We start from the raw sequence: 24,890 nt of genomic DNA on the forward strand, positions 1-24,890 counted from the left end.
AAAAAAATGATCATTTTCTATTGTTGATCTTCCACAAAAGCGCCCGTGAACGGTCAATCATTTTACATCGGGGAAAGAGTTTATTTTATAAATACTTTTCCATACGAATATCAGACCACATTTTATTTTGATAATAGGTAAAATCTTTTATACGCCCAATTTCTTTATAATCAAGCTTCTGATACAACTTCTGTCCTGCTATATTAAACTCAAACACGCCTAATTCAATACGCTTAAGTCCGCTCTCCTTAATCTTTGCCTCCAAATATTGCAGCCCTTCGTAACCTATTCCTCTGCCTCGACCTTTAGAATCACCAATCGTTATCCCTATCCATGCAGTTTCCGGTTCCTTTTTGTAAAGGTGTTTTGGATCAATCATGTAGTTCATTTCGCCAATCAAATGGTTATCATCGTATATAAGATATAAATATCGATGTTTTAAGCGTTGTGTCAGATTCTTTAACGTAACAATTTGCCGACTTCCCAATTCGGATTGGTTTGAATTGCGCCGCGTCAGGGGAATCAAATCAGGATCATTCTCCCAGCGATTAAAAATATCTACAAGTTTTAAAGTTGGTTGAGTTAATTTAACAAAATGAGTACTCATTGGGCATTCCCCTTTAAGTTTTAATTTCATTTACTTTAACATAATTATATTACACAATTGTCCCTATGAGGTAATAATTTTTGCAATAGTCTATTTCACAAAAGCGCGCAATTAATGGACAAAATTAGTTTCCGGTCCATTCTATTAAATACGCTCGCTTATTAGTTTGGTGTCCCCATCGAAAGCTAAATTTGGATATAAAAAACCCGAAGGTCCGGCGGGAATATACCGGGATGACCTTCGGGTTTGGGAACGTTATTTTTTATAAGGAACGTTAATTTTATTTAAGCTGCTTTAATATTCTATAAGCACATCGTAGAAGAAGAACAGCTAGAAATTACTCACCTCTCCCTTGTTAACTCGGAATCAACCGACGGATCACATACACCTGTCGAACAAACACATTGCCGGATCAAATATCTCAACTTTTTTCATCTAAACCCCTTCATTTAATATGAAATAAACCTATACCTTTATTATTCTCCTGTTTCCGCAAAACGCTTGATTCTTTCTCCTATTTGATCACGAACCCGCTGGAATACTGCCCATCTTTCTTCTTCATTTCCTTGGGCTTTGGCCGGGTCATCAAATCCCCAATGGTCACGTTTTACCTGTGATGGTGTCATGGGACATTTATCCGCAGCATCCCCGCACAAAGTGACAACAAAGTCCGCATTGTTTAAGATATCCGGGTCGATAATATCAGATGTTTGGTTAGAAATATCAATATTGACCTCTTGCATTGCCTTTACTGCATTTTGATTTAAACCATGTGCTTCAATACCTGCACTTTTCACTTCCCAAGTATCTCCAAGGTGTTTTTTCGCCCAACCTTCAGCCATTTGGCTTCTGCAAGAGTTCCCAGTACATAAGAAATAAATTGTTTTTTTAGACATAATCATGCTCCTTGTTAAAATAGAATCAGTGTTAAATATAATCCTACTAATGTAATTAATAAGATAGGAAGGGTTAAAATTATACCTGTTTTAAAATAAGTCCCCCATGATATTTTAACGCCTTTTTGTGATAGTACATACAGCCATACTAATGTTGCCAAAGAACCAATGGGTGTGATTTTTGGTCCTAAATCTGAACCGACTACATTCGCATAAATAAGAGCTTCCCGTAACACACCAGATGTATTGGTTTCCGCAATGGCTAACGCGTCAATCATGACTGTGGGCATATTATTCATGATGGAGGATAGAAACGCTGCAATAAATCCCATACCAACTGTTCCAACAAATAGGCCTTGATCGGCTACGGTTTGAATTATACCTGCTAACGCAGATGTTAATCCAGCATTACCGAGTCCATAGACCACTACATACATTCCAATGGAGAAGAATACTATATTCCATGGTGCACCTTTAATTACTTCTTTTGTATTAACAGCGGTACTGCGTCTTGCCATCATAATAAAGAAAATCGCAATGATCCCAGCAATAATGGAAACAGGTACATGGATAAACTCACTCGTAAAGTACCCAATTACTAATACACCAAGTACAAACCATGATAAACGAAACATTTTTAAGTCCTGAATCGCTTCACTAGGTGTTCTTAATTTTGATACATCATAATTTTTAGGTATGTTTTTTCTAAAATAAATTAATAATACCGAAATCGTTGCGATTAAAGAAAATAAGTTTGGAATAATCATTCTTGAAGCATATTCGACAAATCCAATACCAAAGAAATCGGCTGAAACGATATTCACTAAGTTACTAACAATAAACGGCAGGGATGTTGTATCAGCGATAAACCCACTTGCCATGATAAACGGAAAAACCATTTTTTCTTTAAAATTCAAATGACGTACCATCGCAAGTACAATCGGGGTCAGGATCAATGCCGCACCATCATTTGCAAATAATGCAGCAACAATTGCACCTAAAATACTGATATAGACAAACATTTTTATTCCATGCCCTTTTGCTATTCGTGCCATATGTAATGCTGCCCATTCAAATAAGCCAATCTCATCTAATACTAATGAAATAAGGATAATTGCGACGAAGGATAATGTTGCATTCCATGTAATATTAATGACTTCCAGTACATCACTAAATCCCACTACTCCTACCAGCAGGGCAATAATAGCTCCTCCCATAGCAGACCAGCCAATGTTTAAATTTTTTGGCTGCCAAATGACCAGGACCAGTGTTAATACAAATATTAAAATTGCGAGTATAAGCGTTGTTGACAAAATAATACCTCCACTCCAAAACTAGCAGCAAGAAATGCGTGTGCCTTTCTTTTCAAGCTCTTTTAATTTATCGTCTTGATCTGGTAATTGATCCAAAATTGGTTTGATGAATGAATAATACTCACTCTTATTATTCACCGAATAAAATATCCATTGCCCTTTTCTTTCTTCCTTAACCAATCCTAAATCTTTCAATTTACGTAAATGTTGACTAATGGATGGTTGACTGGACTGAAAAATCTCAACGAACTCACAAACACAGCAAGTCTGTTCATCAATTAATTTCAGCATAGTTAGCCTTGTTTTATCGCCAAGTAATTTTAAAATGCCGGCAGCTTTCTCCATTTCGATTGTTGTTTGCAGCATATACTTTCCCCTCTGTTATTAAATAATAATATAATTATATAAATATACACTTATATATTCAAATAAAAAATTTAGTGCAAACTTTCTTTTCTATCTTTTTGATTCCTCATAAGCCTCCATAAAGCGTTTAAAAGAAGTGTTTCCAAGTGTATTTTTATCATTTCGAAAAAGACGTTCAAACGTGATTTCTTTTGCTTCTTCTAAAGTGCATTGTCTGCTGTTCATCATTAATGAGAAATATGCCATGAAGTATTCTTTACTTAAATTTCCACTTTTTTTAATAACCATTCAAATTACCTCCAAAAAAGGGAAAGTAAGCTACCCTCCCTTTTGATTTTTTAACAGCATGAATTTGTAGCATTTAAGTTCGTACTACATACCCCTGTTTCCGGTAAATCCAATTTAACTTTCTTAGCAGCTTCATCATCACCTGACAAATAAGCTACAACAGACCGAACCTGTTCATATCCTGTTGCCATTAAGAATGTTGGTGCTCGCCCATAACTTTTTGCTCCCACGATATATAAATATTTTTCAGGTTGCCGTAATTCCTTTTCTCCATGAGCACGCACTGTCCCACAGCTATGAATGTTAGGATCAATAAGTGGTGCAAGAGCTTTAACACTTTCTGTAGCTGAATCAATACTCGTTCTTACCTCACTTAGATTTGAGAAATCTGGTCGGTTGCCTGTGTTGACAACCACTTCATCTATTTCTGAAATAGCTTTTAACTCCCCTTGTGATTCTCCCATAAGTTCTATTTTCCCTTCTTTTTCATTCACATGTTGAATTCTGAAAGGAGTGATTACTTCAAATACATTTGAATTTACTAATTTGTGTATACGCCTACCTAACGCACCTCTTGCTTCCAGTGCATCCAGCTCCTCTCCTCCAAATGCTTCTTTTACTCTATTTTTCCTTAAAATCCATACAATTTCCGTTGCAGGATGTACTTCTTTTAATTTTGCTAACTCTAATAATGAATTAATTGCAGAATGGCCACTTCCAACAACAGCAACACGCTTGTTTAAATAACGGTCTTTATCTTTCCCGACAATATCTGGTATGCCGTAGAAAATTTGATGATTTATTTCTTTCTCTTCTTTTAACCATATTCCATTTGAATTAGCTGGATTCGGATTCCCCCAGATTCCCGTTGCATCTATAACTGCTCTTGCTTCAAATTGTACCAATTTATCATTTTGCTCGGCGTAAATAATGAAAGGTTGTTCCTCTCTATTGGCTGTTTTCATCTTATCTGTATTTTTACGGCTTATGGAAAGAACTTTTGTATTCACAAATAAAGAATTTTTGATTTCCAGTGTATTTCCTAACGGTTTTAAATACTGGTCAACTAACGCTTTGCCAGTAGGTAATTCATCTTGATCCGGTTCATTCCAATCTTGCTTTTTAAGAAGTTTCAATGCCGACTTATCCATATTATATTTCCAAGGTGAAAACACTTGAACATGTCCCCATGTTAAGATATTTTCTCCCACTTGAGAACCGGATTCTAATAAAATAAAAGGTTGTTCGTAACTGGCTAGATGAGCTGCGGCGGCAAGACCTACTGGACCAGCACCAATGACAGCAACAGGCAGATGTAAGTTATCTTGATTACTGCTTGCTTGTTGCGTTACTTCTTGCGGCGATTGGCAACAATTTGTTTTCATTTCTATATTTGGTTTCACGTTCATCATCCTCCTAAATTTTCACTAATTCTTTTTCATGGTCATACGTCTTCTTAATTAAATATCCAAGTATGGAATTAAATCTCTGCTTATAGCTTTTTATAGATCATTATATATCACCTCAATATATTTGTTTATATCAATATTTGATAAAGTCAAATATATATTAATAAGGAAACCACTATTTATATAGTGGTACAACACTCTGGCCCTTCATTCTTTTTCATAGCAACTTGAAGAATTTGCAAACTGTCTATAACTTGGTCTTTTTTATCAGTTGGAACTTGCCCTAGTATCCGCCCAATGTATTGATTCATTTGTTCAGAAATTTCATTGGCCTTCATTTGTCCCTTTTCAGTAAGTGACAAGACTATATAGCGTCTATCATTCGGATCAGACATCCGCGATGCATAATCTAATTCCACCAATTTATTAATTTGTCTGCTAAGCATTCCCGTATCCATTGATAATTTCTCAGCTAAGTCCATCAAAGAGATACGAGGATATTTATCTAACTCATATATAATGTGACTTTGCTGAACTGTTATCCCGCAACATTCCGAACCCTCACGCTGCAACAAACCAAAATCCCGAACTAATTGTTGAAGAATTTCTCTTATTTCAATTGCTTCTGTATTCATTATTGTCACCTCAATTCTAATGATATTATCAATAATTGACTTTGTCAACTAATAAACATACGAAAAGAAATTATTTTAAATATTCCTTTTCACATTCTCGCTATGAATTGTAGCTTAATAATGGATATAATTATTCAAGTTCAAATTTGGCTAGAAAAAGCAAAAGACGTTAAGGGAGAAAGTCCTGTTTTATATACATCAGATATCATCGGCGGTTATTTCTGCAATTACTACTAAATTAAACCGTAAAAAACCCGAAGGTCCGCTGGTAATATACCGGGATGACCTTCAGGTTTAGGAACGTTATTTTTTTATAAGGAACGTTATTTTTATTTAAGCCGCTTTAAATTTCTACAGCACACAAATTTGATTCTTTTTTATCTGTACCTATTCCACTGTAACACTCTTCGCCAGGTTACGTGGTTTATCCACGTCACAATCACGATGAAGTGCTGCATAATAAGCCAGAAGCTGCATTGGAATAACACTTACCAATGGAGTTAACAGTTCATGAACCGGAGGCAATACAAAAGCATCCTCATCCTGTTCTAAGCCTTTTGAGCTGATGATAAGCGCATGTGCTCCACGGGCAACCACTTCCTGCACGTTTCCGCGGATAGAATAGTTTACATTTTCCTGTGTTGTTAAAGCGATAACCGGTGTTCCATCTTCAATTAATGCGATGGTTCCGTGCTTCAATTCTCCTCCAGCAAAACCTTCTGCCTGAATATAAGAGATTTCTTTCAGCTTCAACGCTGCTTCTTGAGCAACATGATAGTCTGTACTGCGGCCAATATAGAAAGCATTGCGAGTTACAGCAAAATAGTCTCTTGCTAACTGCTCCAGCTCTTCTTTTTGGTTTGTAATTACCTCCATTGCATTCGCTACAATAGCAAGCTCTTGTAATGGGTCAAAATCTAATTTAATACCTTTTACTCTTGCTGAGTCTACTGCAAGAACAGCTAAAACAGCGATTTGTGCTGTATATGCTTTAGTGGAAGCAACAGCAATTTCTGGTCCAGCATGTAAAGGTAAAGTATAATTTGCTTCACGAGAAAGGGTTGATCCAGGTACATTTGTTAATGTAAGTGCTGGATGTCCTAATTCTTTTATCTTAACTAATACGGCACGACTGTCTGCAGTTTCACCACTTTGGGAAATAAAGATAAATAATGGTTTTTCAGACAGCAGCGGCATGTTATATGAAAATTCACTTGCAACATGTACTTCTACAGGAATGTTAGAAAGCTTTTCAAGAAATTCTTTTCCAACTAGTCCGGCATGATAGCTTGTTCCTGCTGCAATGATATAAATGCGATCTGCTTTTTGCATAGCTTTACGAACATCTTTGTCTAACTTTAATTCGCCTTTTTCATTCTGATACTCACGAATAATATTACGCATAACAATTGGCTGCTCATCAATTTCTTTCAGCATGAAATGAGGATATGTTCCTTTTTCTGTATCACTTGCATCAATTTCCGCAATAAATGGTTCACGTTGGATGACTTCTCCATCTAATGTCTGCACTTCTACAAAGCTGCGATTGACAAGAACAATTTCTTTGTCATAGATTTCCAAGTACTCATTCGTTTCTTTCAACGTTGCCATTGCATCACTGGCAATCAAGTTAAATCCTTCGCCTAATCCAACCAGCAGCGGGCTTTTGTTTTTGGATACATACAAAGTATCATGATCTTCTGCATCAATCAGACCGATCGCGTAAGAACCTTTTAACAGGCTCATTGTTTCACCAAATGCTTTTTTAGTATTTTTATGCTTTTCATAAAGTTTTTCAATAAGCTGTACGATAACCTCTGTGTCTGTTTCACTCACAAAGTCGACATCTTCCAGATATTCTTTCTTTAGATCGATATAGTTTTCAATAACTCCATTATGCACAATAGTAAAACGTTCTGTTGAGCTTTGATGTGGATGGGCATTTTGCACACTTGGCACACCATGTGTAGCCCAGCGAGTATGACCGATACCAATTGTAGCTTCCCCGCTGTTATCTACTTCTTCACGTAACGCTGCGATACGTCCTTTTACTTTTGTTACGTGTACACCGTCTTCGCCTAAAGTTGCAATACCTGCAGAGTCATAACCGCGATATTCTAATTTTTCCAAGCCTGTTAGTAAAATTTCTTTCGTATCATTTTGTCCAATATAACCGACGATTCCGCACATGTCGATGTCCTCCTTGTTTTAAGGGGCAGGAACAAAAGACCGATTCGAAGCGAAGGGGCCTTGTTCTGCCCCTTTCTCGTGTTAGTTTTGATAAATACGTGTGCAAAAAGTTTCCAAATTAGAAGCAAGAAGATCAAGGCGACGCCTTTTTTACGAACGGAGCGTATGCTTTTGGATACGTGAGTATCGGAAAAAAGACGTCAACGCCGAGATTCGCAGCTTATCATTTGGGGACTTTTTGAACTTCCTTTATAAGACATCATTCTTTATCTCTTTGTTCATCAAGTCACCCTGATGGTTTAAAGATAAAGCAGCAGCTGTGATGGACAGCTGGGAGGCACCCGCCGAATAATTCGATAACCCCCGACCTCGTCAACTACTCTTCCTTACCGTCCGTAGAGTAGTCCTGGCGCTTGTTATTATAGATTCCGTTTTGTATTCCTCCTGCTCCTCTCCATTTTTATTTGCTCTTGTCAAACGGACTTTTACATTTGGAAAACAAGAACTTTCTATATTCTATCGGAAAGTCATATTCTAGGTCAACCTTTTTCTTGCTTTCCGATTAGAATATTTTATGAAACTCCATCAGAAATGTTGCAGAAAATACACAAATGACTTTGCCGACGCAGGTTAGTATGACTAGAAGAATATTTGAAGAGGATTAGAACAGAGTGGTATAATTAAAAATATTAAGAAGGATTCAGGAAAATTTTTAGTTGGATGGATAAATTAGTGCTAACCTTAAGCGAACATAAATTACTAAGGAGGTTAGCACCTCAGTAAATACAAGGATTTAAAGAGTGCAGTTACAAAAAAACACCAAATTTTAAAATATGAAAAAAAGGTTAGCACTTTTTAGTAGTCAACACCTTAATGTATAAGGCCTTTCACTATGCACTTTCGCATCCTATATGGGTGCGTGGATTGAAATATCCTCATCACCTATATCATCCACGAATGTTACAGTTCGCATCCTATATGGGTGCGTGGATTGAAATACATATACAGCCTCATAGTACGTTTCTTCAATCGTCTTCGCATCCTATATGGGTGCGTGGATTGAAATCATTAATTGTTTATGATGAATTTTTGGCTATAGAATTCGCATCCTATATGGGTGCGTGGATTGAAATCAGTCAGACATTTACCGTTGACAAAGCGTTATTTGTTCGCATCCTATATAGACAGGCAGATTAAAAATTAGTAAAACACAAACAAAAGGGGGTGAAGAAGAGAAAAGTTTACTTTTCCCCTTCAATCTCCTGTATATCGTCCATACAAACTAAAATACATAACCACAACTCATTACCATTATAACCCACACCAAAAAGGAGCTTCCCCATGACAAAAATAATCTGGTTAAACGGAGCTTTTGGAGCAGGGAAAACACAAACAGCCTATGAACTCCATAGACGATTAGAAAATTCCTTCGTATATGATCCAGAAAATATCGGTTTCTTTTTAAATCAAAATTTACCCGGCGAAGTAAGGAAAAGAGACTTTCAAGATTATGACATGTGGAGAGAATTTAACCACAAAACAATAAAATATACTGCTGAAAACTATGAAGGAACAATTATTATTCCTATGACGATTACGGAGACATCTTATTTTGAAGAAATTACCGGAAGACTGGAATCTGAAGAAATCGAATTACATAAGTTTGTCTTATCTGCTTCCAAGGAAGTCATTAAACAAAGGTTAAGGAAAAGGCTGGAAAGAAAGAACTCATGGGGATTCAAGCAAATCGACAGATGTATCACAAGTTTAGCTGATGAAGCCTTTGGAGAAAAAATAGAGACAGATTATTTATCCATCGATGGTGTTGTAGAAATCATTGCAGCAAAAACAAATTTAGTATTAAAAGAAGACAATCGCTCCAATTTAAAAAGAAGAATAGACCGCATAAAAACACAGATAAAGCACATTAGATAACTTGAAAAAATCTATTGATTCAAAAAAGTCATCAGCAGCTCTCCAGGCTATCCTTCCTCGCCTTGCCCGGAGCTCTGCTGATGTTTTCTACTTACTTATGCTTCTCCATAAAATCTAACATCCGCTTATAAACTTTTATTTCATTCTCTTTTTTCGAGAATCCATGGCCTTCGTCCTCCAGGACTAGATACTCGACATCCCGGCCTTTATCCTGCAGCTTCTGAACAATTTGATCCGACTCCTCCTTCACGACACGAGGGTCTTTCGCGCCCTGGATAACCAGCATCGGTTTTGTCATTGTTTCTAAATAAGTAACTGGAGAATCCTTCACAAACCGTTCCTTATCCCGCTCTGGATCGCCGAGCCATCTTTCCATAATTGGCTTCCAATGCGGCGGTACAGAATGAACAAAAGTAAATAAATCAGATGGTCCAAAGATATCAATTACTGCTTTAAAATACTCTGGATGACGTCCATGTAAGAGTAATGCCATGTAGCCGCCATAGCTTCCACCTACCAAGAATAGATGGTCTGGATCGGTAATTTTCTGGTCGAACAGCCATTTGATACCTTCTACATTATCAAGCCGTGGTCCATGTCCCCAATCCTGCTCAACCAGCTTAACAAAGGCAGAGCCATAACCAGTGCTTCCCCGGAAGTTCGGCGCAAAAATATGATAACCTCGGTTTAGAATGCTTTGGAACATGGCACGGAAAAATTTCCGCTCAGCTGCCTGCGGTCCGCCGTGTGGCCAAAATACGGTATAGCCATTGGCATTTTCCGGCTTCGCTCTGAATAACAGTGATTCTATTTCCATCCCGTCAAAAGAAGAATACGTTACAATTTCAGGGTCAACAAGCTCCTCTTCGGATATTCCTAAAACACGATTATCTGTCAGCTGTTCCCATTTTTCACTATTCGTCAGGCGATAAATATTATCCGGTTTTACTGCTGACCTACCAAGAAGATAAACTGCCCCTGATTCTGCTATTGTCACCTGATCAATCATATCAAAAGGCTTTGTGATTTCATTCAGTTCTCCGGACTCCACTTTATACTGATAAAGCTTATCTACAACACCTTTTTCCGTTACCAAATATAGTGAATTTGATGCTTTATCATATTTTACTGTCTCTATCGATTCTTCTTCAATTTCAAGAACCTTGGAAAACGTTTCTTGCTTGATATCATACTTCGCTAAATACGTATATTCACTTTCATAATCCGTCGGGAAATAAATGGTGTTATTATCCGTGAAAAGCGGTTCATAGGATACATGCACCTTTTTGGGATTAGGAGTGAGATAAATTTTTTCATCTCCCTTTTGAATGAAAATATTATTATATGTGTTCGCAAACATGCTTTCATATACCAAGGTCTTCTCATCCTCAGATACAGCTGCAAGCGAGGTAGGCACTTTTTCTCCTTCTAACAGGAGCTCATCTTTATCTGTATCCAAATGGCGGACGCGTGTGTTTAAAAAACTTGGATTATTCTCAGAAGTATTGTAATATACGCGTTTCCCGTCTTTACTCAGATGTACAAATAAATATTTTTCATTCTCTGCTCCAGTAATCAGCGGCTGTGGCAATCCTCCCTCTGGAGGTAATGCGTAAATCTGATAATTTTCGTCTCCATCAGAATCAAAGCTTGTTAACACGTACTTCCCATTCGGATCAAATTGCACAAATAAGGAGGCTTCATCCTTTTGGGCAAATTGAAACGGATATGTATGCTCTTTGCTTAAGTCTAATGCCCATAAATTACGTTTTCCGGTCAAGTTGGTTGAAAACACCAGCTTTTTTTCATCTTTACTTAATTGAAAGTGATAGATACTATACGTGTAAAAGAACTGTTCAACTTTCGGTTTAGGAAATTTTATCATTCTACCTGCACTCCTCTTTTTCAGTATTTTCTATATTATACCATTATTCGCAGCATAAACCAGCGACTTCAGTCTTTTAGCCTCTCCGACCTCAGACGGGTATTTAAAAAACAAACTATCTTTAATTCAAGCTACTTTAATTGCATTTTCATCAATTGAATTGTAAAGTGATAGGTAGAACAATTGAAGTTGAAGAAGATAATCTGCTTATTCTTCTGTTTTCAACGCGAGTAAATTACTTTTGAATGTATTTTTTAAATAAATAGATTTGATTACCGTTCATCCAGCAACATGAAAAATAAAACCTAAAAACAAAAGAGGAGCAATCACGATGGAAAAATACCGTATTGATCAAAAGAAAGGGATAGAATTCGGACTTTACACGCTGGGAGATCACATAGCCAATCCATTCACTGGAAAACGAATTTCTGCACAGCAGCGGGTTCAGGAAATTATTGAATTAGCAAAGCTGGCGGAACAAGCAGGTCTGGATTTTTTCAGTGTCGGAGAAAGTCATCAGGATTACTTCACAACGCAGGCGCACAGTGTTGTGTTAGCTGCTATTGCGCAGGCAACTGAAAAAATAAAAATTGGCAGTTCATCAACTATTATCAGCACTTCAGATCCCGTTCGCGTTTTTGAGGATTTTGCCACGATTGATTTAATTTCGGGTGGACGCGCCGAGATTATTGCGGGAAGAGCTTCCCGGATTGGACTTTTTGATTTATTAGGCTATGACGTGCAGGATTATGAAGCATTGTTTGAAGAAAAATTTGATCTGCTGCTGCAAATTAATGAAAATGAAAATCTCAGCTGGGAGGGACAATATCGGGCTCCATTAAAAAATGCAAAGGTTCTGCCCCGTCCGAAAGATAACACGCTGCCAATCTGGCGTGCAGTCGGGGGAACTCCTGCCAGCGCGATGAAGGCAGGCTATGCCGGGGTCCCTATGATGCTGGCAACACTCGGCGGCCCTGCTAGTGCTTTTAAAAATGTTATTGATGCATACCGGGAAACAGCCAAAAGAAGTGGTCATAATCCAGCAGAGCTTCCTGTTGGTGTTACTGGATTTTTCCACGTGGCAGAAACGAGCCAGGATGCCCTGAAACAGATGTATCCTTATATTAATGAAGGAATGAAGTTAACCAATGGACAGGGTTTTCCAAAGCAGGCATTTGCACAGGCTAAAGATAAAAGGAGCGTTATCAACGTTGGCAGCCCACAGGAGGTTATTGAAAAGATTCTTTATCAGTATGAGCTTTTCGGCCATCAACGCTACCTTGCGCAAATGGATTTTGGTGGTGTACCATTTGAACAATTGGCAAAGAATATCGAAATAATTGGTGAGGAAATTTTACCGGCTCTTCGCAAATATACAGTAAAGGTTCAGGGGGAATAACAAATGAACATTATTGGTTTATCCGGATCCATTGTCGGATCCAAGACACGGACAGCAATGGATGTTGTTGCAAAGGAAATCAATGAAAAATACCCAGAAGCAAATTTCCAACTGATTGATTTAAAGGATTATGATTTGCAATTTAGCGACGGCCGCAACTATCTGGATTATTCAGGAGATACAGCCTCGGTAACCAGGAAAATTATGGAGGCGGATATAATTATTATCGGTACCCCTGTATTCCAGGCATCTATCCCGGCGAGCTTAAAGAATATTTTTGATCTGCTTCCTGAAAGTGCATTTCGAGATAAGGTAGTCAGCTTCTTTATTACCGCAGGCTCTTCCAGGCATTACTTAGTAGCTGACTATCAATTAAAGCCTACATTAGCCTATATGAAAGCACAGATCGTCCAAACTTATGTCTATATCGAAGAAAAAAGCTTTCAGCAAAAGCAATTAATCGATGATGATGTATCTTTTCGTTTAGAGCGTTTAGTGGAGGATACCGTGGCCACTTTTGGGGCAGCCGAATGGGTTAGAAAAAAGAAAGAGGATTCCTACGGATTTTAATGGAAAAACAATTAAAAAAATCGTATGAATGAGCCGCATTCATACGATTTTTTTACTATTTTAAGCGCCTAAATGATTTTCAATCACTTTGACAATACGTTCTGCATATGTTTTGCAGTCTTCTTCTGTCTTCGCTTCCACCATGACACGCACAAGCGGTTCTGTTCCAGATGGGCGAACTAAAACACGTCCGTTCTCTCCCAATTCTTCCTCTACAGCTTGCACCTCATCTAAGATGATTGGACTTGTCAAAGCTTCATTTTTATCCGTTACGCGCACATTAATTAATGTCTGCGGGAAGATGGTCATCTCATCAGCCAGCTCTGATAAAGGCTTGCCTGATTCACGCATAACATTTACAAGCTGCAATGCAGATAACAGCCCGTCCCCTGTTGTAATATAATCTAAAAAGATAATATGACCAGATTGTTCTCCGCCTAAGTTATAACCGTTGTTGCGCATTTCTTCCATAACATAACGGTCACCAACTGCTGTCTTATCACTTTTCAGACCTGCTTCTTCCAATGCTTTATAAAAACCTAAATTACTCATCACTGTCGATACTACCGTATCCTTGCGAAGCATACCAATTTCTTTTAAGTATTTTGCGCAGATAAACATAATTTTATCGCCGTCCACGATTCTTCCTTTTTCATCAACAGCAATAAGACGGTCTCCATCTCCATCAAAAGCCAGTCCAATATCAGCCTCTTTATCCAGCACAAATTGCTGCAAGCCTTCAGGATGTGTGGAACCGACACCAGCATTGATATTCAAACCATTCGGTGCAGAACCCATAGAATGAATATCTGCTTCTAAATCTGCAAATAGATGTGTAGCCAGACTGGAAGTTGCTCCATGTGCGCAATCAACTGCGATACGTAATCCGTCAAAATCATTATCAACCGTATCCTTTAAGAAGGACAGATATTTTTGTCCGCCTTCAAAATAATCGCTTACTGCCCCAACAGCAGGACCTGTCGGACGAGGCAAATCATCCTCTTCTTTTTCTAATAAAGCTTCGATTTCTGCTTCCTGTTCATCTGTCAGCTTAAATCCGTCCGGCCCGAAGAATTTAATCCCGTTATCTTCTACGGGATTATGGGATGCGGAAATCATAACTCCCGCCTGCGCGCTCATTGCTTTTGTTAAATAAGCAACGCCAGGAGTGGAGATCACACCAAGCCGCATCGCTTCAGCGCCTGTTGATAATAGCCCCGCAATCAATGCGCCTTCCAGCATATGACCGGAAATACGTGTATCTCTGCCAATTAAAATTCGTGGTTTTTCACTGCCTTTTGTTAATGTGTAACCGCCAAAGCGGCCGAGCTTAAATGCCAGTTCCGGGGTCAGGCCCTCATTAGCTACCCCTCTGACACCATCTGTTCCAAAATATTTACCCATTATTATACCTCTCCTTTGACCATCCAATATACAATTAGTCTTCTGCCGTTTCAACCGGATCGATGATTTCAACCGTCACTTCTTCCACACTTCCTGCAGCAGTCACATCATCAGGCGCCTCAATCGTAACAGGCACGTTATGCTCTCCTGGTTCCAGATCAGAGAAATCCAGCACCGCCCGAATATCATCTGCTGTTAAATCATTTAACAATGAAGCATCTCCCTTTAGCTCCACATCAAGTGAAGAGTCTGTGTAAGAGGCCTCCAGTCCATTTCCTAAACCTTCTTCTTCTATAGGTACATCTTCAATCGTTCTTGTTCCATCTACTTCAATCGTTACTTCCACTTCATCTGTTTCAGGCGCTTGTACATTTTCCGGTAAATCAAGCGGGACCTCCACTGTGCCGGATTCTTCAACATCTGACAGGTCTACTGGCTCTGTGTTTACTTCAGAAATATCCTCAAGAACATCACTTTGAGAGTAAATTTCTACCTCTTCTGTGTTCGAAGAAATAGAACCAAGCTCAAGGTCTTCTTCTAATTCGCCTGTTGTTTCTACAGAGAGCGGTACAGACTTACTGGGATTATCTACTTCTACAGAAACCTGAATACTTTCCGGCTCCATTCTGACATTCAATTCATTTCCCTGTACATCATATACATTCACTGGAAGCTCACGGTTGTTAATCGACTCATCTACATCTTCCATATTTACATAGACCTTTACGGAACCAATAGAGTTGATGACATTCCGGGAACTCGTTATCGTTATCGTTTCCGGATTAATGCTGTAGTCAACCACCTCATAACCATCTGCCATTTTGTCTTGATTAATCAGATCGGCAGTTACAGCAAACTCCTGAGATGCCCGTTCTTCTATGTTGACTTGAACCGTCTTCGGCTCAATAAATACTTCTACATCACCCGGTATATTATGCTGCAGCTCTACATCATGCGGTCCTTCCCCAAGGCCTTCCAAGTCAACGTATACCTCAAAATTACGTTGAAGTAAATACGGCGTCAAACTGGCCCGGTTCCCTTGCAAGGTAACCTGAACCTCTTCTGGAACATCGCTGACAACATATTTATCGCGATCAATCCGAATATCGACCGGTACATTATCCAGGGTTTCCGTGGCATCGCTTGAACCGGAGAACGTAGCATCTGAATTCGGATTTTCTGATACATTGACAAATGCATAAAGTGTTACGGCAAAAGCCAAAGAAAGTACACGAACAAACCATTTACTCCTAAACCAATTATCCACGCTTACCATTCCCCCGTTTCCATAATTTTTTGTCAGAGGTTTTCGGCACAATTGATAAATGTGTTAAAAGCATTTCTCTTAATTTCTCTTCATTGATATCACGATGTAATTCACCATTCTTTGTACAAGATATGGAACCAGTTTCCTCAGAAACAACAATCGTCAAAGCATCTGTTACTTCACTGATTCCCATCGCTGCGCGGTGCCTGGTTCCCAGCTCCTTGGAGATAAATGGACTCTCGGATAAAGGCAGATAACAGGCCGCAGCTGTAATTTCTTCATTTTTAATAATCACCGCACCATCATGCAATGGTGTATTTGGTGTGAATATGTTTGTCAGAAGCTGGTGGGTAAGCTTTCCGTTAATTGGAATTCCTGTTTCCGCGTATTCTCCAATTCCAGTTTCCCTTTCAATGGAAATAAGCGCACCAATTCTCCTTTTTGCCATGTAATTACAGGATGTAACAATGGCCTCAATTTCATTTTGTATAATTTCTTCAGCCGTACTGCCGGATCTGGCAAAAATATTTCCCCTTCCCAGCTGTTCCAGCGCTCTCCGAAGCTCCGGCTGAAACAAAACAACCGTAACTACTACACCCCAAGTGATTGCCTGCCCGGTAATAAATTGAATGGTCTGCAGGTTTAATAGTACACTTATTCCCCACACAGCCAATACAACTGCTATCCCCTTTAATAACTGAATAGCCTTTGTTCCTCTAATCAGCATGATTAATTTATATAATACATACCAGACGAGAGCGATATCAACGCCTATCCGCAGCAGATTTAAAATGTCAAATCCCCCATCAAGCATGTGCACACATCCTTTACCCAATAGAATTACTCGTTTATTTTTAATAATTATTTATATTACTTTTTGAACATCCTCTTATATTACCATTGACTATATGAAATAGCAGTCGGTAATTATTATATCATAAATTTGTAAAAACAGACCTGTCTGTAGTTTCGTTTATTATCATTTTTCTGTTTCAATTTTTTTATGCTTATAATATCAATGTAAGGATGTTCTATCCAATTAGAATACTCCGGGATTCGTGTACTAAAAAAAAGAGAGCGACAAAAAAATGCTCTCTTTTTCAATATCTATCTATATTAATTAAAACGAGAATAGTCCTTTAAAGAAGTTCTTTATATGATACCAAATCCATTCAAACGTTTGATCAACGGTCTCTAAATCTCCATTTACTCCTCCGGCAGATGCCATGAGATTGTCTCCTTCCAGCTGGGAATCGCTGTCCAGGAGCTCCCCATTAAATAAGGTGACATTGCCGTCGACGGTTCCGAGAACTAGTAAATCTCCATTCTTCACATAGACATCCCCCGGAACAGTTACGCCTGCCGGTACAATAACTGTATCTCCGTCAATAACAAGCTCTTCCTGCGTTGAAACGACAAGCTGATCTGTTCCCTGATTAAATGTAGATGACAGACTGCCTATCATCAGCAGGAAAAAGATTGCAGCAGCAACCAGGATTGGATGACGTTTAAACCAGCGCTTGTACTTCACGGATTTCTTCTCTGTCGGCAGTTTACGCATAACATTCTCTGTAAACCCGGCCGGTGCTTCCATCCGCTCCGCGCTCCGAATTAAAGTAATCGTCCGATTAAGTTCATGAAAATGCTTCTGACAATCTTCACAATCCTCTAAATGTCTTCTCAGCAAGCTTTCATCCTCTGCAGAAATATCCCCGTCTAAATAGTCATGCATTCTTTTTATATATTTTTCATTACAACTCACATCAAGCACGCTCCTTTACACATGTCGAAGCCTCTTTCTTAAGGCCTCTCTCCCCCGATGAATCCGCGTCTTTACCGTGCCAAGAGGGACATCAAGAATCTCACTGATTTCTTTTAGAGAAAATTCTTCTAAATACCTGAGCATAATAATACTTCGATATTTCGAAGGCAACTGAGAAATCTCGTGATGAATATACCGCTGCAGTTCCCTGCTCTCTACTTCTTCGCCAGGAAGACGTTCTGTGCTGGCAAGCTGGGAATACATATCAAGACCATCTGTTCCTTTTACTTCTGCATCGAGATGATAGTCCGGCTTGCGCTTGCGCATACGATCAATGGTTAAATTTGTAGCAATTCGGTATAACCATGTAGAAAACTTTCTATTTTCATCGAATGAATCAATATTCATAAAAGCACGTATAAATGCTTCCTGTGCCATATCCTCCGCTTCATGCTTATTGCCTAGCATGCGGTAGCAATGCTGATATATTTTATCCTGATAAAAGGCTACTACATCTGAAAAAGCAGACTGATCTCCTTTTTTTACTTGTATAATCTTTTTCTTTATAAATTGTTCCATCTAATTACCTCCGCATTATGCGGTACTCTCTATACGAAACAACCGCTTGTAAGGTTTCACTTTTTCAAAAGAATGTTTATTTTTTTTCAGGCAGGGTATACCTAACGATAAGTATACTAAAAAAGGAGTGACTTTTGTGGATAAGAAAACATTATTCATAAAAATTGAACAATACAGAGAAGAAATGATGACCTTATCTAAAGAGCAAGGCTTAAGCTCCGAAGCCGTCTTAGCCACAAGCGAAAAACTTGATGCATTAATCTATGCCTATTTAAAAAGATCTTCTTGAGAGTCTGCTCTTCTTTTCAAAGACATGTATTAGGTATGTCTTTTTTTGTGCTTCTTTTTAGCTGCATATATCCAAATGTATCCTTTTTTAACCGAGTATATCTCTACGAATAATAATATCCTATTTTTCCCTTCATATCATTAGTCTTTTTTTATTTTTATAAAATCCTTCAAAATTAATCTAAAGATAATAGTGATTTAAAATCATAAACAAAAGAACCGATTTACAATATATACATTGCAAAACGGCTCTCACTTTATATAGAATCATTCTCTTCAATCACCATTTCTCCATCAATAGAAGGTGATATCGTCAAAACTTTAATTCCTTCTTTTTCCCAGGCGAGCGCTAATTCTTTTGCTGTTTCTTCTGAAGGCATAAAAGCAATTCCACAATCCCCGCCCCCGGCTCCCGAAGGTTTCCCGGCGCCTCCAAGATGCTCTGCAAGCTTACACAATACTGCCAAGTCAGGCGTTTCAATACTTGTATCAGCTGCTTTTCCTACTTGATCCAAAGCTTTTCGGTTTGCTTTTATCCCCTGAAATAATTGGAGCAGATCGCCATTCTCTGCTCCTGTTAAGAATTTGGAGACTGCATTTTTACTGTCTTCTAAAAATTTATTATAAGCTTCTGCATTATTCACCTTCAATAAACGGACCCGATTCACTAAATCCTTCGTAGAGGCTGCGCTGCCCGTCCATCCCACACAGAAGTAAACATTATCCGGTAAGGCGATCGGCTTGGATTTATAGTATTTCCAATCCTTCTTTAGCATCTCAGTGATAGAATTTGTCTCTTTGTATGCCTCAAGAAGCCAATCTGCCTGGAAGGATGAAAATTGCAGCAGTCCGCCATACGTGGATGCAGCTACATCTGCACCCGAACCGTTCCCCTGCGTAATTACATGGGATAACGCAGCCAAACGAAAAATGGTATCTTTTTCTGCCAGTTTTGGGGCCTGGAAATGTAATACTCCTGCTACAATTGAAGTAACAATCGCCGCGCTTGAACCCAAACCATATTTTACACCAGAGGTATCATCTAATTCACTGCGTGTTGATACATGCATTGGACGAATAGGTAATCCCTGTTCTTCCAAATAACGATAAGTAACCCGGAGTGCTTCCTTCACAAAAGACAGCCGGGGGTCGCCAGATTCAATATGTATATCTGTTTCCCGCCATGACCACGGGACTTTATGAAGTGAAAAATCGGATAAAGTCAGCTGGTGACTGTCCGCATCAGAAACGTTAGCATACACAAAACGATTAACAGCCATCACCGCCAAATCCTGATAAGGCTCTAATACGGCAAACTCTCCTGCAATCATTAATTTTCCTGGTACTTTGACTGTAATTGATTTTGCCACCGTATATTCCTCCTATAGATAGCTGATTCCGCTTCCGGGCTTGCTAACAATAATATCTTCTACGCCTTCAATGGATTGCAGACGTTTTTTTACTTTATCCTCATCTTCTGATAAATATAATACTTTTACGTTCGGACCTGCATCAATTGTAAAAAACACAGGAATCCCTTTTTCTCTTAAATTCTGCACAGTCTGCATCACTCGCATTGTTGTGTCCTGCCAATATGTAAAAGGCGGATTAGCTCCTAATGTCGTCGCATGCATCCGCAGACAGTTTGCTTCTGCAATGCTTCCCATTTTTTCAAAATCTTTATCAGCAATTGCTTGTTTTATTTCTTGTAAATCCTTGGGCGTCTGCTCCAGCCAGCCTGCATAAAAAGGAGAGGTTTCTACGGTACGGCGCATTCCCTCTCTGCTTGAGACCATTTTCATTGTTTTCGACAAAACAACAGCGGCAATTCGAATATCCCAATGAGATTTGTCCGCAACCTGTACCGCAAAGGAGTCTGCTCCATCTTCACGTTCTCCCATCTGCCATTCAACAAAACCGCCATAAATAGAACGGCATGCAGAACCAGAGCCTTGGCGGGCTAACTTGGATAATTCTTTATCATTTAAGGAGAGCCCTATTGCTTTCGCACTTGCAGCAGCCAATGCTGCAAGACCGGAGGCAGAGGAAGCAAATCCGGCAGCAGTAGGCACATGATTTACTGATTGAACCTGTGCATATATTTCTTTTCCTGAAAGAGCCCGGACCTTATCTAAAAATACTACTACCTTTCCCAGATCGTTCCCTTCTACATTCTGTTCATTTAAAAAGAAGGTATCTTTCTTTAAATCCTCTTGAAAATGCACTGTTGTCTCTGTAGAAAAACCATCCAATGTAACAGACAGGTTACTATTGGCAGGGAGAATTAATGATTCATTCCGCTTTCCCCAGTACTTAATTAAAGCGATATTCGTATGTGCTCTTGCTGTTGCCTTCATATTTGAATCTCCTTTTCTCATACCTGTCAAAACATTCGTTTACTGCAGTGAAAAAGAACCTTCCACTGAATGAAGTTTTATTTTATTTCTTTAATACAAATGGCCATACTGCCGCAGCACCAAATCGGCGTAATTTCTCAGCTAACTGTTTCGAATGCACTTCATTTTGAGCAAGCGCAATAATACAGCCGCCATTTCCGCCACCTGTCAGTTTTGCCCCCAAAGCACCCTCTTCACGGGCAAAGTGAATTAATTTATTTAATCCGGCATCACTTACACCTAACGCTTCCAATTCTTTTTGCGCTTCGTTTAACAGCTGTCCAAGAATGTGTTTACTCGCTTTTTCTAAAGCTTCTTTCGCATTATGCGTCAGTTCCCCGATTCGTTCTATTTTTGAATGAATACGTTGTGGAGCTGTTTTCAGCAGATTTGCTACAGATTCAACCGATGTACGCGTGTCACCAATCCTGCCGGAGTCTGCAACAATAAAATGAAGGTCTTCTCCTAATTCAATGTGCTCTACAGGATTTCCCCTTTTATACCAGACCGGTTTATCCGAGGTAATGGTCAATGTATCAAGCCCGCTGGGAGCTCCATGCGCATAGGTTTCTGCAACATTCGCTAATTGAAGCAACTCCTCTACGGAGCATTCCTTATCACAGTAGTTGAATATAGAACGAATGACAGAAATAGCTACCGATGCACTAGACCCCAGGCCTTTTCCAGGCGGTACAGAAGAATTAATTCGTATTAATAAGTCTTTATAAGGAATCCCAAGGTATTCACAGGAACTGGAGACACATTCAACAATTCCTTCCAGCTCTTTCGGGGCATGCTTCAATGGACCGTGATAAAAAGTACTGTCCATTTTCACTGCGCCAGGAACATACTCAATCACCGTCTCTACACCAATTAAAGGAAATGGAATAGCAATTGCCGGCTGTCCGTGTACAACCGCATGCTCTCCAATTAAAATGACCTTACTATGAGCTATACCAATAGCTGTTTTTTCTGACGCTGTTACTTTTTCTGCACTCATTGTTTATACTGTTCCACCAATTCTTTAGCTTTTCCCACACGGATTTCTTGTTGTTCTACTAATTGTTTTGCTATCACATCAATCATCTCCCCAGTTGCTCCTCCAGCAATCGCAACAGAACGTGAATGAAGTGCCATGTGACCTTTCTGAATACCGTCTGTTGCCAACGCTTTGAGCGCTCCAAGATTTTGAGCGAGACCAACTGCCACAATTACTTGCGCAAGCTCTTCTGCTGATTCAATATGCATAATGGATAAAGAAAAATCAGCAAGCGGATGTACGCGTGTTGCTCCTCCGACTGTTCCTATAGACATTGGTAATTCAATTTCACCAACAAGGTTACCTTCTTCATCCTTGGACCATGTAGTCATAGATCCGTAATGACCATTTCTTGCAGCATAAGCATGTGCTCCAGCTTCTACTGCCCGCCAATCATTTCCTGTCGCTATCACAACAGGATCAATACCGTTCATAATCCCTTTGTTATGCGTTACAGCACGATACGGGTCAGAAGCGGCAAATTCATAAGCATGAATCACACCGTCTCTTACCTCTTCCCCAGAAAACGAACCTGTTTTCAGCAGGTTGGAAGGTATAACACATTTCGCTGATACGAGGCTGCGGTCCGCATAGTTTGATAAAATACGCAAATAAACCTTTCCTCTAGTTATTTCTTCCACGATTGGTGCAATAGATTCTACCATTGTATTAATCATATTAGCACCCATTGCATCACAGGTATCTACATAGATATGCATAACCAGCATTTTACTATATGACGAAGCTTCCTCTTCATTCAAAATCCGGACATCTAAATCCTTTACACCGCCGCCACGATTGACAATACTTGGATAGGCATCATCGGCAGCACGCATTAATGTATCTTTTTGTTGAAGGATTTTTTGCTTTGCTTCTTGAAAATCAGGACATCCAACAACTTGAATCTGCCCAATCATCAGTCTTTCTTTTGACTCTGTCTGAAATCCGCCAGCTTCTCTGACTATTTTTGCAATATGGCTTGCAGAAGCAACAACAGAAGCTTCTTCAATAGCCATTGGTACTACATATTCTTTCCCGTTTATCAAAAAATTTAACCCTAATCCAAATGGTAATTGATAGGTGCCAATGACATTCTCAATCATATTATCTGCTTTTCCAATAGTGAGCGCGTCTGCGTTAGACAAATTTTGCGTTTCTGCATCCGTTAAAGAAAAGGCTTCACGTAATAATGCGCGTCTGTCTTCTACCGTCATATTATAAAAACCGGGTATTCTTGAAGAGGTCATGCCTAGCTCATCCTTTTTATTTATCATATCTAAAATATATTTTTTATTACTAAGTACTAAATTAAACTATATTTGATTATAACACGAATTCTACCGTTTTTTCATTTAGAAGATACTTATTTCGTTACTGGAATTATGTTAATCATTTCATCGTAATAAAATAAGAATTTTTACTTTATTAAAAGTAAAAAAATGCACAACACCAGTCTATATGCTTACAATGCTTCTATAATATATACTTTCTCATGATTTATTTCTTATGCGTAATATCAAAAAGCAAGAGCTTTAATGATTTGTTTCCCGCTTCATATATTTTAATCCTCAGTGACCTGAATACATATATATAAGGATAAAACAGTTTACTTATTTATAAAGAAAAAAAACGAGATAATATTATCCCGTTTTCCTAAAGTGTTTTATACTTGTCATTCTTGTAATGAGCCATGAAGGATTCGAACCTTCGACCCTCTGATTAAAAGTCAGATGCTCTACCGACTGAGCTAATGGCTCCCATTTTAAACAGCTTTATATCTTATTTAGTGCTTCTCTATCCAGCAGACCCCTGCATCTGCCAGCAAACGCTTCGAAGTTAATCCTTCGGGGTTACTCGCAGTCTACTCGGCAGAAGCTTTGCTCGTTGCTCTACCGACTGAGCTAATGGCTCCTGTTATTTAAGCTATCCGCCTAAAAAAGACATAAAAAAAAGGCTGGGCCACTAGGATTCGAACCTAGGGTACACGGGATCAAAACCCGATGCCTTACCGCTTGGCTATGGCCCAACAAAAAACATGGTGGAGGGGGGCAGATTCGAACTGCCGAACCCTGAGGGAGCGGATTTACAGTCCGCCGCGTTTAGCCACTTCGCTACCCCTCCATATTATTGTTAACCATACTATCAAATATATACACAAAAAATGGTGCCGGCCAGAGGACTTGAACCCCCAACCTACTGATTACAAGTCAGTTGCTCTACCAGTTGAGCTAGGCCGGCATATGGTGGAGGATGCAGGGCTCGAACCTGCGACCCCCTGCTTGTAAGGCAGGTGCTCTCCCAGCTGAGCTAATCCTCCATTTGGTGACCCGTACGGGATTCGAACCCGTGTTACCGCCGTGAAAGGGCGGTGTCTTAACCGCTTGACCAACGGGCCATGATGCGTTGTCTGAGAAGCTTTATGTAAGTATCTCTCGCAAACTGACGAATTTTATTATATCGAGTAACCAACCGTTTGTAAAGAGAAAAATGAAAAAAACTTTATTTTATTTTTTAAAAGCTCCTCGATTACCTCCTGTCCCTTATTCCAATGCTGTTTTTAGAGGCTTTAATTCCATCACATATTCCATGCTTTTGAATATTTCCTTCTATAATATAAACAACTTTTGAGTGATTTCTCTATTTATGACTAATAACCATGATT

23 protein-coding genes and 6 tRNA genes are annotated in these 24,890 nt (G+C 39.0%); 5 read left to right on the plus strand and 24 right to left on the minus strand.

Going from position 1 to position 24,890, the window contains the following annotated elements; translation table 11 throughout:
* Window positions 1–85: 85 nt before the first annotated feature.
* The 8 genes from BN1068_RS22290 to glmS all read right to left on the minus strand — a co-directional run bounded on the left by BN1068_RS22290 (window position 86) and on the right by glmS (window position 7,704).
* Window positions 86–607, minus strand: a complete 522-nt coding sequence (locus BN1068_RS22290; RefSeq protein ID WP_077604989.1) for a GNAT family N-acetyltransferase — start codon at window positions 605–607, stop codon at window positions 86–88.
* 476 nt (window positions 608–1,083) lie between these two features.
* A complete protein-coding gene (gene arsC / locus BN1068_RS22295; RefSeq protein ID WP_077604990.1) occupies window positions 1,084–1,503 on the minus strand; it encodes an arsenate reductase (thioredoxin) in 420 nt (139 codons plus the stop codon).
* Between the two features lie 14 nt (window positions 1,504–1,517).
* Window positions 1,518–2,816, minus strand: a complete 1,299-nt coding sequence (locus tag BN1068_RS22300; RefSeq protein ID WP_077604991.1) for an arsenic transporter — start codon at window positions 2,814–2,816, stop codon at window positions 1,518–1,520.
* A gap of 21 nt (window positions 2,817–2,837) precedes the next feature.
* Window positions 2,838–3,182: an ArsR/SmtB family transcription factor gene (locus BN1068_RS22305; RefSeq protein WP_077604992.1), complete on the minus strand. Its 345-nt coding sequence runs from the start codon at window positions 3,180–3,182 to the stop codon at window positions 2,838–2,840.
* Between the two features lie 90 nt (window positions 3,183–3,272).
* Entirely contained in the window at window positions 3,273–3,470 is a 198-nt protein-coding gene (locus BN1068_RS22310; RefSeq protein WP_077604993.1) for a hypothetical protein, read from the minus strand.
* A 50-nt stretch (window positions 3,471–3,520) separates the two neighbouring features.
* Complete coding sequence (locus tag BN1068_RS22315) at window positions 3,521–4,855, minus strand: NAD(P)-binding domain-containing protein (RefSeq protein WP_439822991.1); 1,335 nt, start codon at window positions 4,853–4,855, stop codon at window positions 3,521–3,523.
* Between the two features lie 203 nt (window positions 4,856–5,058).
* On the minus strand, window positions 5,059–5,514 hold the full coding sequence (locus tag BN1068_RS22320) for a MarR family winged helix-turn-helix transcriptional regulator (RefSeq protein WP_077604995.1): 456 nt from the start codon (window positions 5,512–5,514) through the stop codon (window positions 5,059–5,061).
* A gap of 387 nt (window positions 5,515–5,901) precedes the next feature.
* Entirely contained in the window at window positions 5,902–7,704 is a 1,803-nt protein-coding gene (gene glmS / locus BN1068_RS22325; protein WP_077604996.1) for a glutamine--fructose-6-phosphate transaminase (isomerizing), read from the minus strand.
* Between the two features lie 1,059 nt (window positions 7,705–8,763).
* On the opposite strand from glmS, the gene BN1068_RS24460 reads away from it, so the two are divergent.
* A complete protein-coding gene (locus BN1068_RS24460) occupies window positions 8,764–8,901 on the plus strand; it encodes a hypothetical protein (protein WP_439822987.1) in 138 nt (45 codons plus the stop codon).
* Window positions 8,902–9,045: 144 nt separating this feature from the next.
* Window positions 9,046–9,639 carry an AAA family ATPase gene (locus BN1068_RS22330; protein ID WP_077604997.1) on the plus strand — a complete coding sequence of 198 codons (594 nt, stop codon included), beginning with the start codon at window positions 9,046–9,048 and terminating at the stop codon, window positions 9,637–9,639.
* A gap of 91 nt (window positions 9,640–9,730) precedes the next feature.
* Here BN1068_RS22330 and BN1068_RS22335 read toward each other — a convergent pair whose 3' ends face one another.
* Window positions 9,731–11,524: a S9 family peptidase gene (locus tag BN1068_RS22335; RefSeq protein WP_077604998.1), complete on the minus strand. Its 1,794-nt coding sequence runs from the start codon at window positions 11,522–11,524 to the stop codon at window positions 9,731–9,733.
* Between the two features lie 331 nt (window positions 11,525–11,855).
* On the opposite strand from BN1068_RS22335, the gene BN1068_RS22340 reads away from it, so the two are divergent.
* Both BN1068_RS22340 and BN1068_RS22345 read left to right on the plus strand, forming a co-directional pair.
* Complete coding sequence (locus tag BN1068_RS22340) at window positions 11,856–12,923, plus strand: LLM class flavin-dependent oxidoreductase (protein ID WP_077604999.1); 1,068 nt, start codon at window positions 11,856–11,858, stop codon at window positions 12,921–12,923.
* A 3-nt stretch (window positions 12,924–12,926) separates the two neighbouring features.
* Complete coding sequence (locus tag BN1068_RS22345) at window positions 12,927–13,493, plus strand: NADPH-dependent FMN reductase (protein ID WP_077605000.1); 567 nt, start codon at window positions 12,927–12,929, stop codon at window positions 13,491–13,493.
* Window positions 13,494–13,553: 60 nt separating this feature from the next.
* Here BN1068_RS22345 and glmM read toward each other — a convergent pair whose 3' ends face one another.
* The 5 genes from glmM to sigW form a co-directional block, all read right to left on the minus strand.
* On the minus strand, window positions 13,554–14,897 hold the full coding sequence (gene glmM / locus BN1068_RS22350; RefSeq protein ID WP_077605001.1) for a phosphoglucosamine mutase: 1,344 nt from the start codon (window positions 14,895–14,897) through the stop codon (window positions 13,554–13,556).
* A gap of 34 nt (window positions 14,898–14,931) precedes the next feature.
* Window positions 14,932–16,164, minus strand: a complete 1,233-nt coding sequence (locus BN1068_RS22355; RefSeq protein ID WP_077605002.1) for a CdaR family protein — start codon at window positions 16,162–16,164, stop codon at window positions 14,932–14,934.
* Window positions 16,157–16,978: a diadenylate cyclase CdaA gene (gene cdaA, locus BN1068_RS22360; protein ID WP_077605003.1), complete on the minus strand. Its 822-nt coding sequence runs from the start codon at window positions 16,976–16,978 to the stop codon at window positions 16,157–16,159. Before cdaA ends, BN1068_RS22355 begins: the two co-directional genes overlap by 8 nt.
* A gap of 306 nt (window positions 16,979–17,284) precedes the next feature.
* Window positions 17,285–17,926, minus strand: coding sequence for an anti-sigma-W factor RsiW (gene rsiW, locus BN1068_RS22365; RefSeq protein ID WP_077605004.1), 642 nt, complete (start codon window positions 17,924–17,926; stop codon window positions 17,285–17,287).
* A 15-nt stretch (window positions 17,927–17,941) separates the two neighbouring features.
* Window positions 17,942–18,505, minus strand: a complete 564-nt coding sequence (gene sigW / locus BN1068_RS22370; protein WP_077605005.1) for an RNA polymerase sigma factor SigW — start codon at window positions 18,503–18,505, stop codon at window positions 17,942–17,944.
* A 136-nt stretch (window positions 18,506–18,641) separates the two neighbouring features.
* Here sigW and BN1068_RS22375 point away from each other — a divergent pair, with 136 nt between their 5' ends.
* Window positions 18,642–18,794 carry an aspartyl-phosphate phosphatase Spo0E family protein gene (locus BN1068_RS22375; RefSeq protein WP_077605006.1) on the plus strand — a complete coding sequence of 51 codons (153 nt, stop codon included), beginning with the start codon at window positions 18,642–18,644 and terminating at the stop codon, window positions 18,792–18,794.
* A 256-nt stretch (window positions 18,795–19,050) separates the two neighbouring features.
* Here the strand turns inward: BN1068_RS22375 and BN1068_RS22380 are convergent, their stop codons facing one another.
* The 10 genes from BN1068_RS22380 to BN1068_RS22425 all read right to left on the minus strand — a co-directional run bounded on the left by BN1068_RS22380 (window position 19,051) and on the right by BN1068_RS22425 (window position 24,623).
* Window positions 19,051–20,163 carry a phosphomevalonate kinase gene (locus tag BN1068_RS22380; RefSeq protein WP_254846858.1) on the minus strand — a complete coding sequence of 371 codons (1,113 nt, stop codon included), beginning with the start codon at window positions 20,161–20,163 and terminating at the stop codon, window positions 19,051–19,053.
* A 12-nt stretch (window positions 20,164–20,175) separates the two neighbouring features.
* Complete coding sequence (gene mvaD / locus BN1068_RS22385; protein WP_077605007.1) at window positions 20,176–21,150, minus strand: diphosphomevalonate decarboxylase; 975 nt, start codon at window positions 21,148–21,150, stop codon at window positions 20,176–20,178.
* An 82-nt stretch (window positions 21,151–21,232) separates the two neighbouring features.
* Complete coding sequence (gene mvk / locus BN1068_RS22390) at window positions 21,233–22,189, minus strand: mevalonate kinase (RefSeq protein ID WP_077605008.1); 957 nt, start codon at window positions 22,187–22,189, stop codon at window positions 21,233–21,235.
* Window positions 22,186–23,475 (minus strand): hydroxymethylglutaryl-CoA reductase, degradative, encoded by a 1,290-nt coding sequence (locus BN1068_RS22395; RefSeq protein ID WP_077605009.1) that lies wholly within the window; start codon window positions 23,473–23,475, stop codon window positions 22,186–22,188. Before BN1068_RS22395 ends, mvk begins: the two co-directional genes overlap by 4 nt.
* Window positions 23,476–23,912: 437 nt before the next feature.
* A tRNA-Lys gene (locus BN1068_RS22400) sits at window positions 23,913–23,985 on the minus strand.
* Between the two features lie 197 nt (window positions 23,986–24,182).
* Window positions 24,183–24,254 (minus strand) — tRNA-Gln (locus BN1068_RS22405).
* A gap of 10 nt (window positions 24,255–24,264) precedes the next feature.
* Window positions 24,265–24,349, minus strand: a tRNA-Tyr gene (locus BN1068_RS22410).
* Window positions 24,350–24,390: 41 nt separating this feature from the next.
* A tRNA-Thr gene (locus BN1068_RS22415) sits at window positions 24,391–24,466 on the minus strand.
* 3 nt (window positions 24,467–24,469) lie between these two features.
* Window positions 24,470–24,545: transfer RNA gene (locus BN1068_RS22420), tRNA-Val, on the minus strand.
* 3 nt (window positions 24,546–24,548) lie between these two features.
* Window positions 24,549–24,623 (minus strand) — tRNA-Glu (locus BN1068_RS22425).
* Window positions 24,624–24,890 lie beyond the last annotated feature (267 nt).

Origin of the sequence: Oceanobacillus sojae, from assembly GCF_900162665.1 — a bacterium.
GTDB lineage: Bacteria > Bacillota > Bacilli > Bacillales > Amphibacillaceae > Oceanobacillus > Oceanobacillus sojae_A.

What these genes read in the sequence shown, in the direction of transcription:
- arsC (WP_077604990.1), bottom strand. Translation starts at nt 1,503, where the DNA reads ATGTCTAAAAAAACAATTTATTTCTTATGTACTGGGAACTCTTGCAGA.
- BN1068_RS22340 (WP_077604999.1), top strand. Translation starts at nt 11,856, where the DNA reads ATGGAAAAATACCGTATTGATCAAAAGAAAGGGATAGAATTCGGACTT.
- BN1068_RS22320 (WP_077604995.1), bottom strand. Translation starts at nt 5,514, where the DNA reads ATGAATACAGAAGCAATTGAAATAAGAGAAATTCTTCAACAATTAGTT.
- BN1068_RS22315 (WP_439822991.1), bottom strand. Translation starts at nt 4,855, where the DNA reads ATGAAAACAAATTGTTGCCAATCGCCGCAAGAAGTAACGCAACAAGCA.
- BN1068_RS22395 (WP_077605009.1), bottom strand. Translation starts at nt 23,475, where the DNA reads ATGACCTCTTCAAGAATACCCGGTTTTTATAATATGACGGTAGAAGAC.
- mvk (WP_077605008.1), bottom strand. Translation starts at nt 22,189, where the DNA reads ATGAGTGCAGAAAAAGTAACAGCGTCAGAAAAAACAGCTATTGGTATA.
- glmM (WP_077605001.1), bottom strand. Translation starts at nt 14,897, where the DNA reads ATGGGTAAATATTTTGGAACAGATGGTGTCAGAGGGGTAGCTAATGAG.
- BN1068_RS22335 (WP_077604998.1), bottom strand. Translation starts at nt 11,524, where the DNA reads ATGATAAAATTTCCTAAACCGAAAGTTGAACAGTTCTTTTACACGTAT.
- BN1068_RS22310 (WP_077604993.1), bottom strand. Translation starts at nt 3,470, where the DNA reads ATGGTTATTAAAAAAAGTGGAAATTTAAGTAAAGAATACTTCATGGCA.
- BN1068_RS22305 (WP_077604992.1), bottom strand. Translation starts at nt 3,182, where the DNA reads ATGCTGCAAACAACAATCGAAATGGAGAAAGCTGCCGGCATTTTAAAA.
- glmS (WP_077604996.1), bottom strand. Translation starts at nt 7,704, where the DNA reads ATGTGCGGAATCGTCGGTTATATTGGACAAAATGATACGAAAGAAATT.
- BN1068_RS22330 (WP_077604997.1), top strand. Translation starts at nt 9,046, where the DNA reads ATGACAAAAATAATCTGGTTAAACGGAGCTTTTGGAGCAGGGAAAACA.
- sigW (WP_077605005.1), bottom strand. Translation starts at nt 18,505, where the DNA reads ATGGAACAATTTATAAAGAAAAAGATTATACAAGTAAAAAAAGGAGAT.
- mvaD (WP_077605007.1), bottom strand. Translation starts at nt 21,150, where the DNA reads ATGAAGGCAACAGCAAGAGCACATACGAATATCGCTTTAATTAAGTAC.
- BN1068_RS22290 (WP_077604989.1), bottom strand. Translation starts at nt 607, where the DNA reads ATGAGTACTCATTTTGTTAAATTAACTCAACCAACTTTAAAACTTGTA.
- cdaA (WP_077605003.1), bottom strand. Translation starts at nt 16,978, where the DNA reads ATGCTTGATGGGGGATTTGACATTTTAAATCTGCTGCGGATAGGCGTT.
- BN1068_RS22345 (WP_077605000.1), top strand. Translation starts at nt 12,927, where the DNA reads ATGAACATTATTGGTTTATCCGGATCCATTGTCGGATCCAAGACACGG.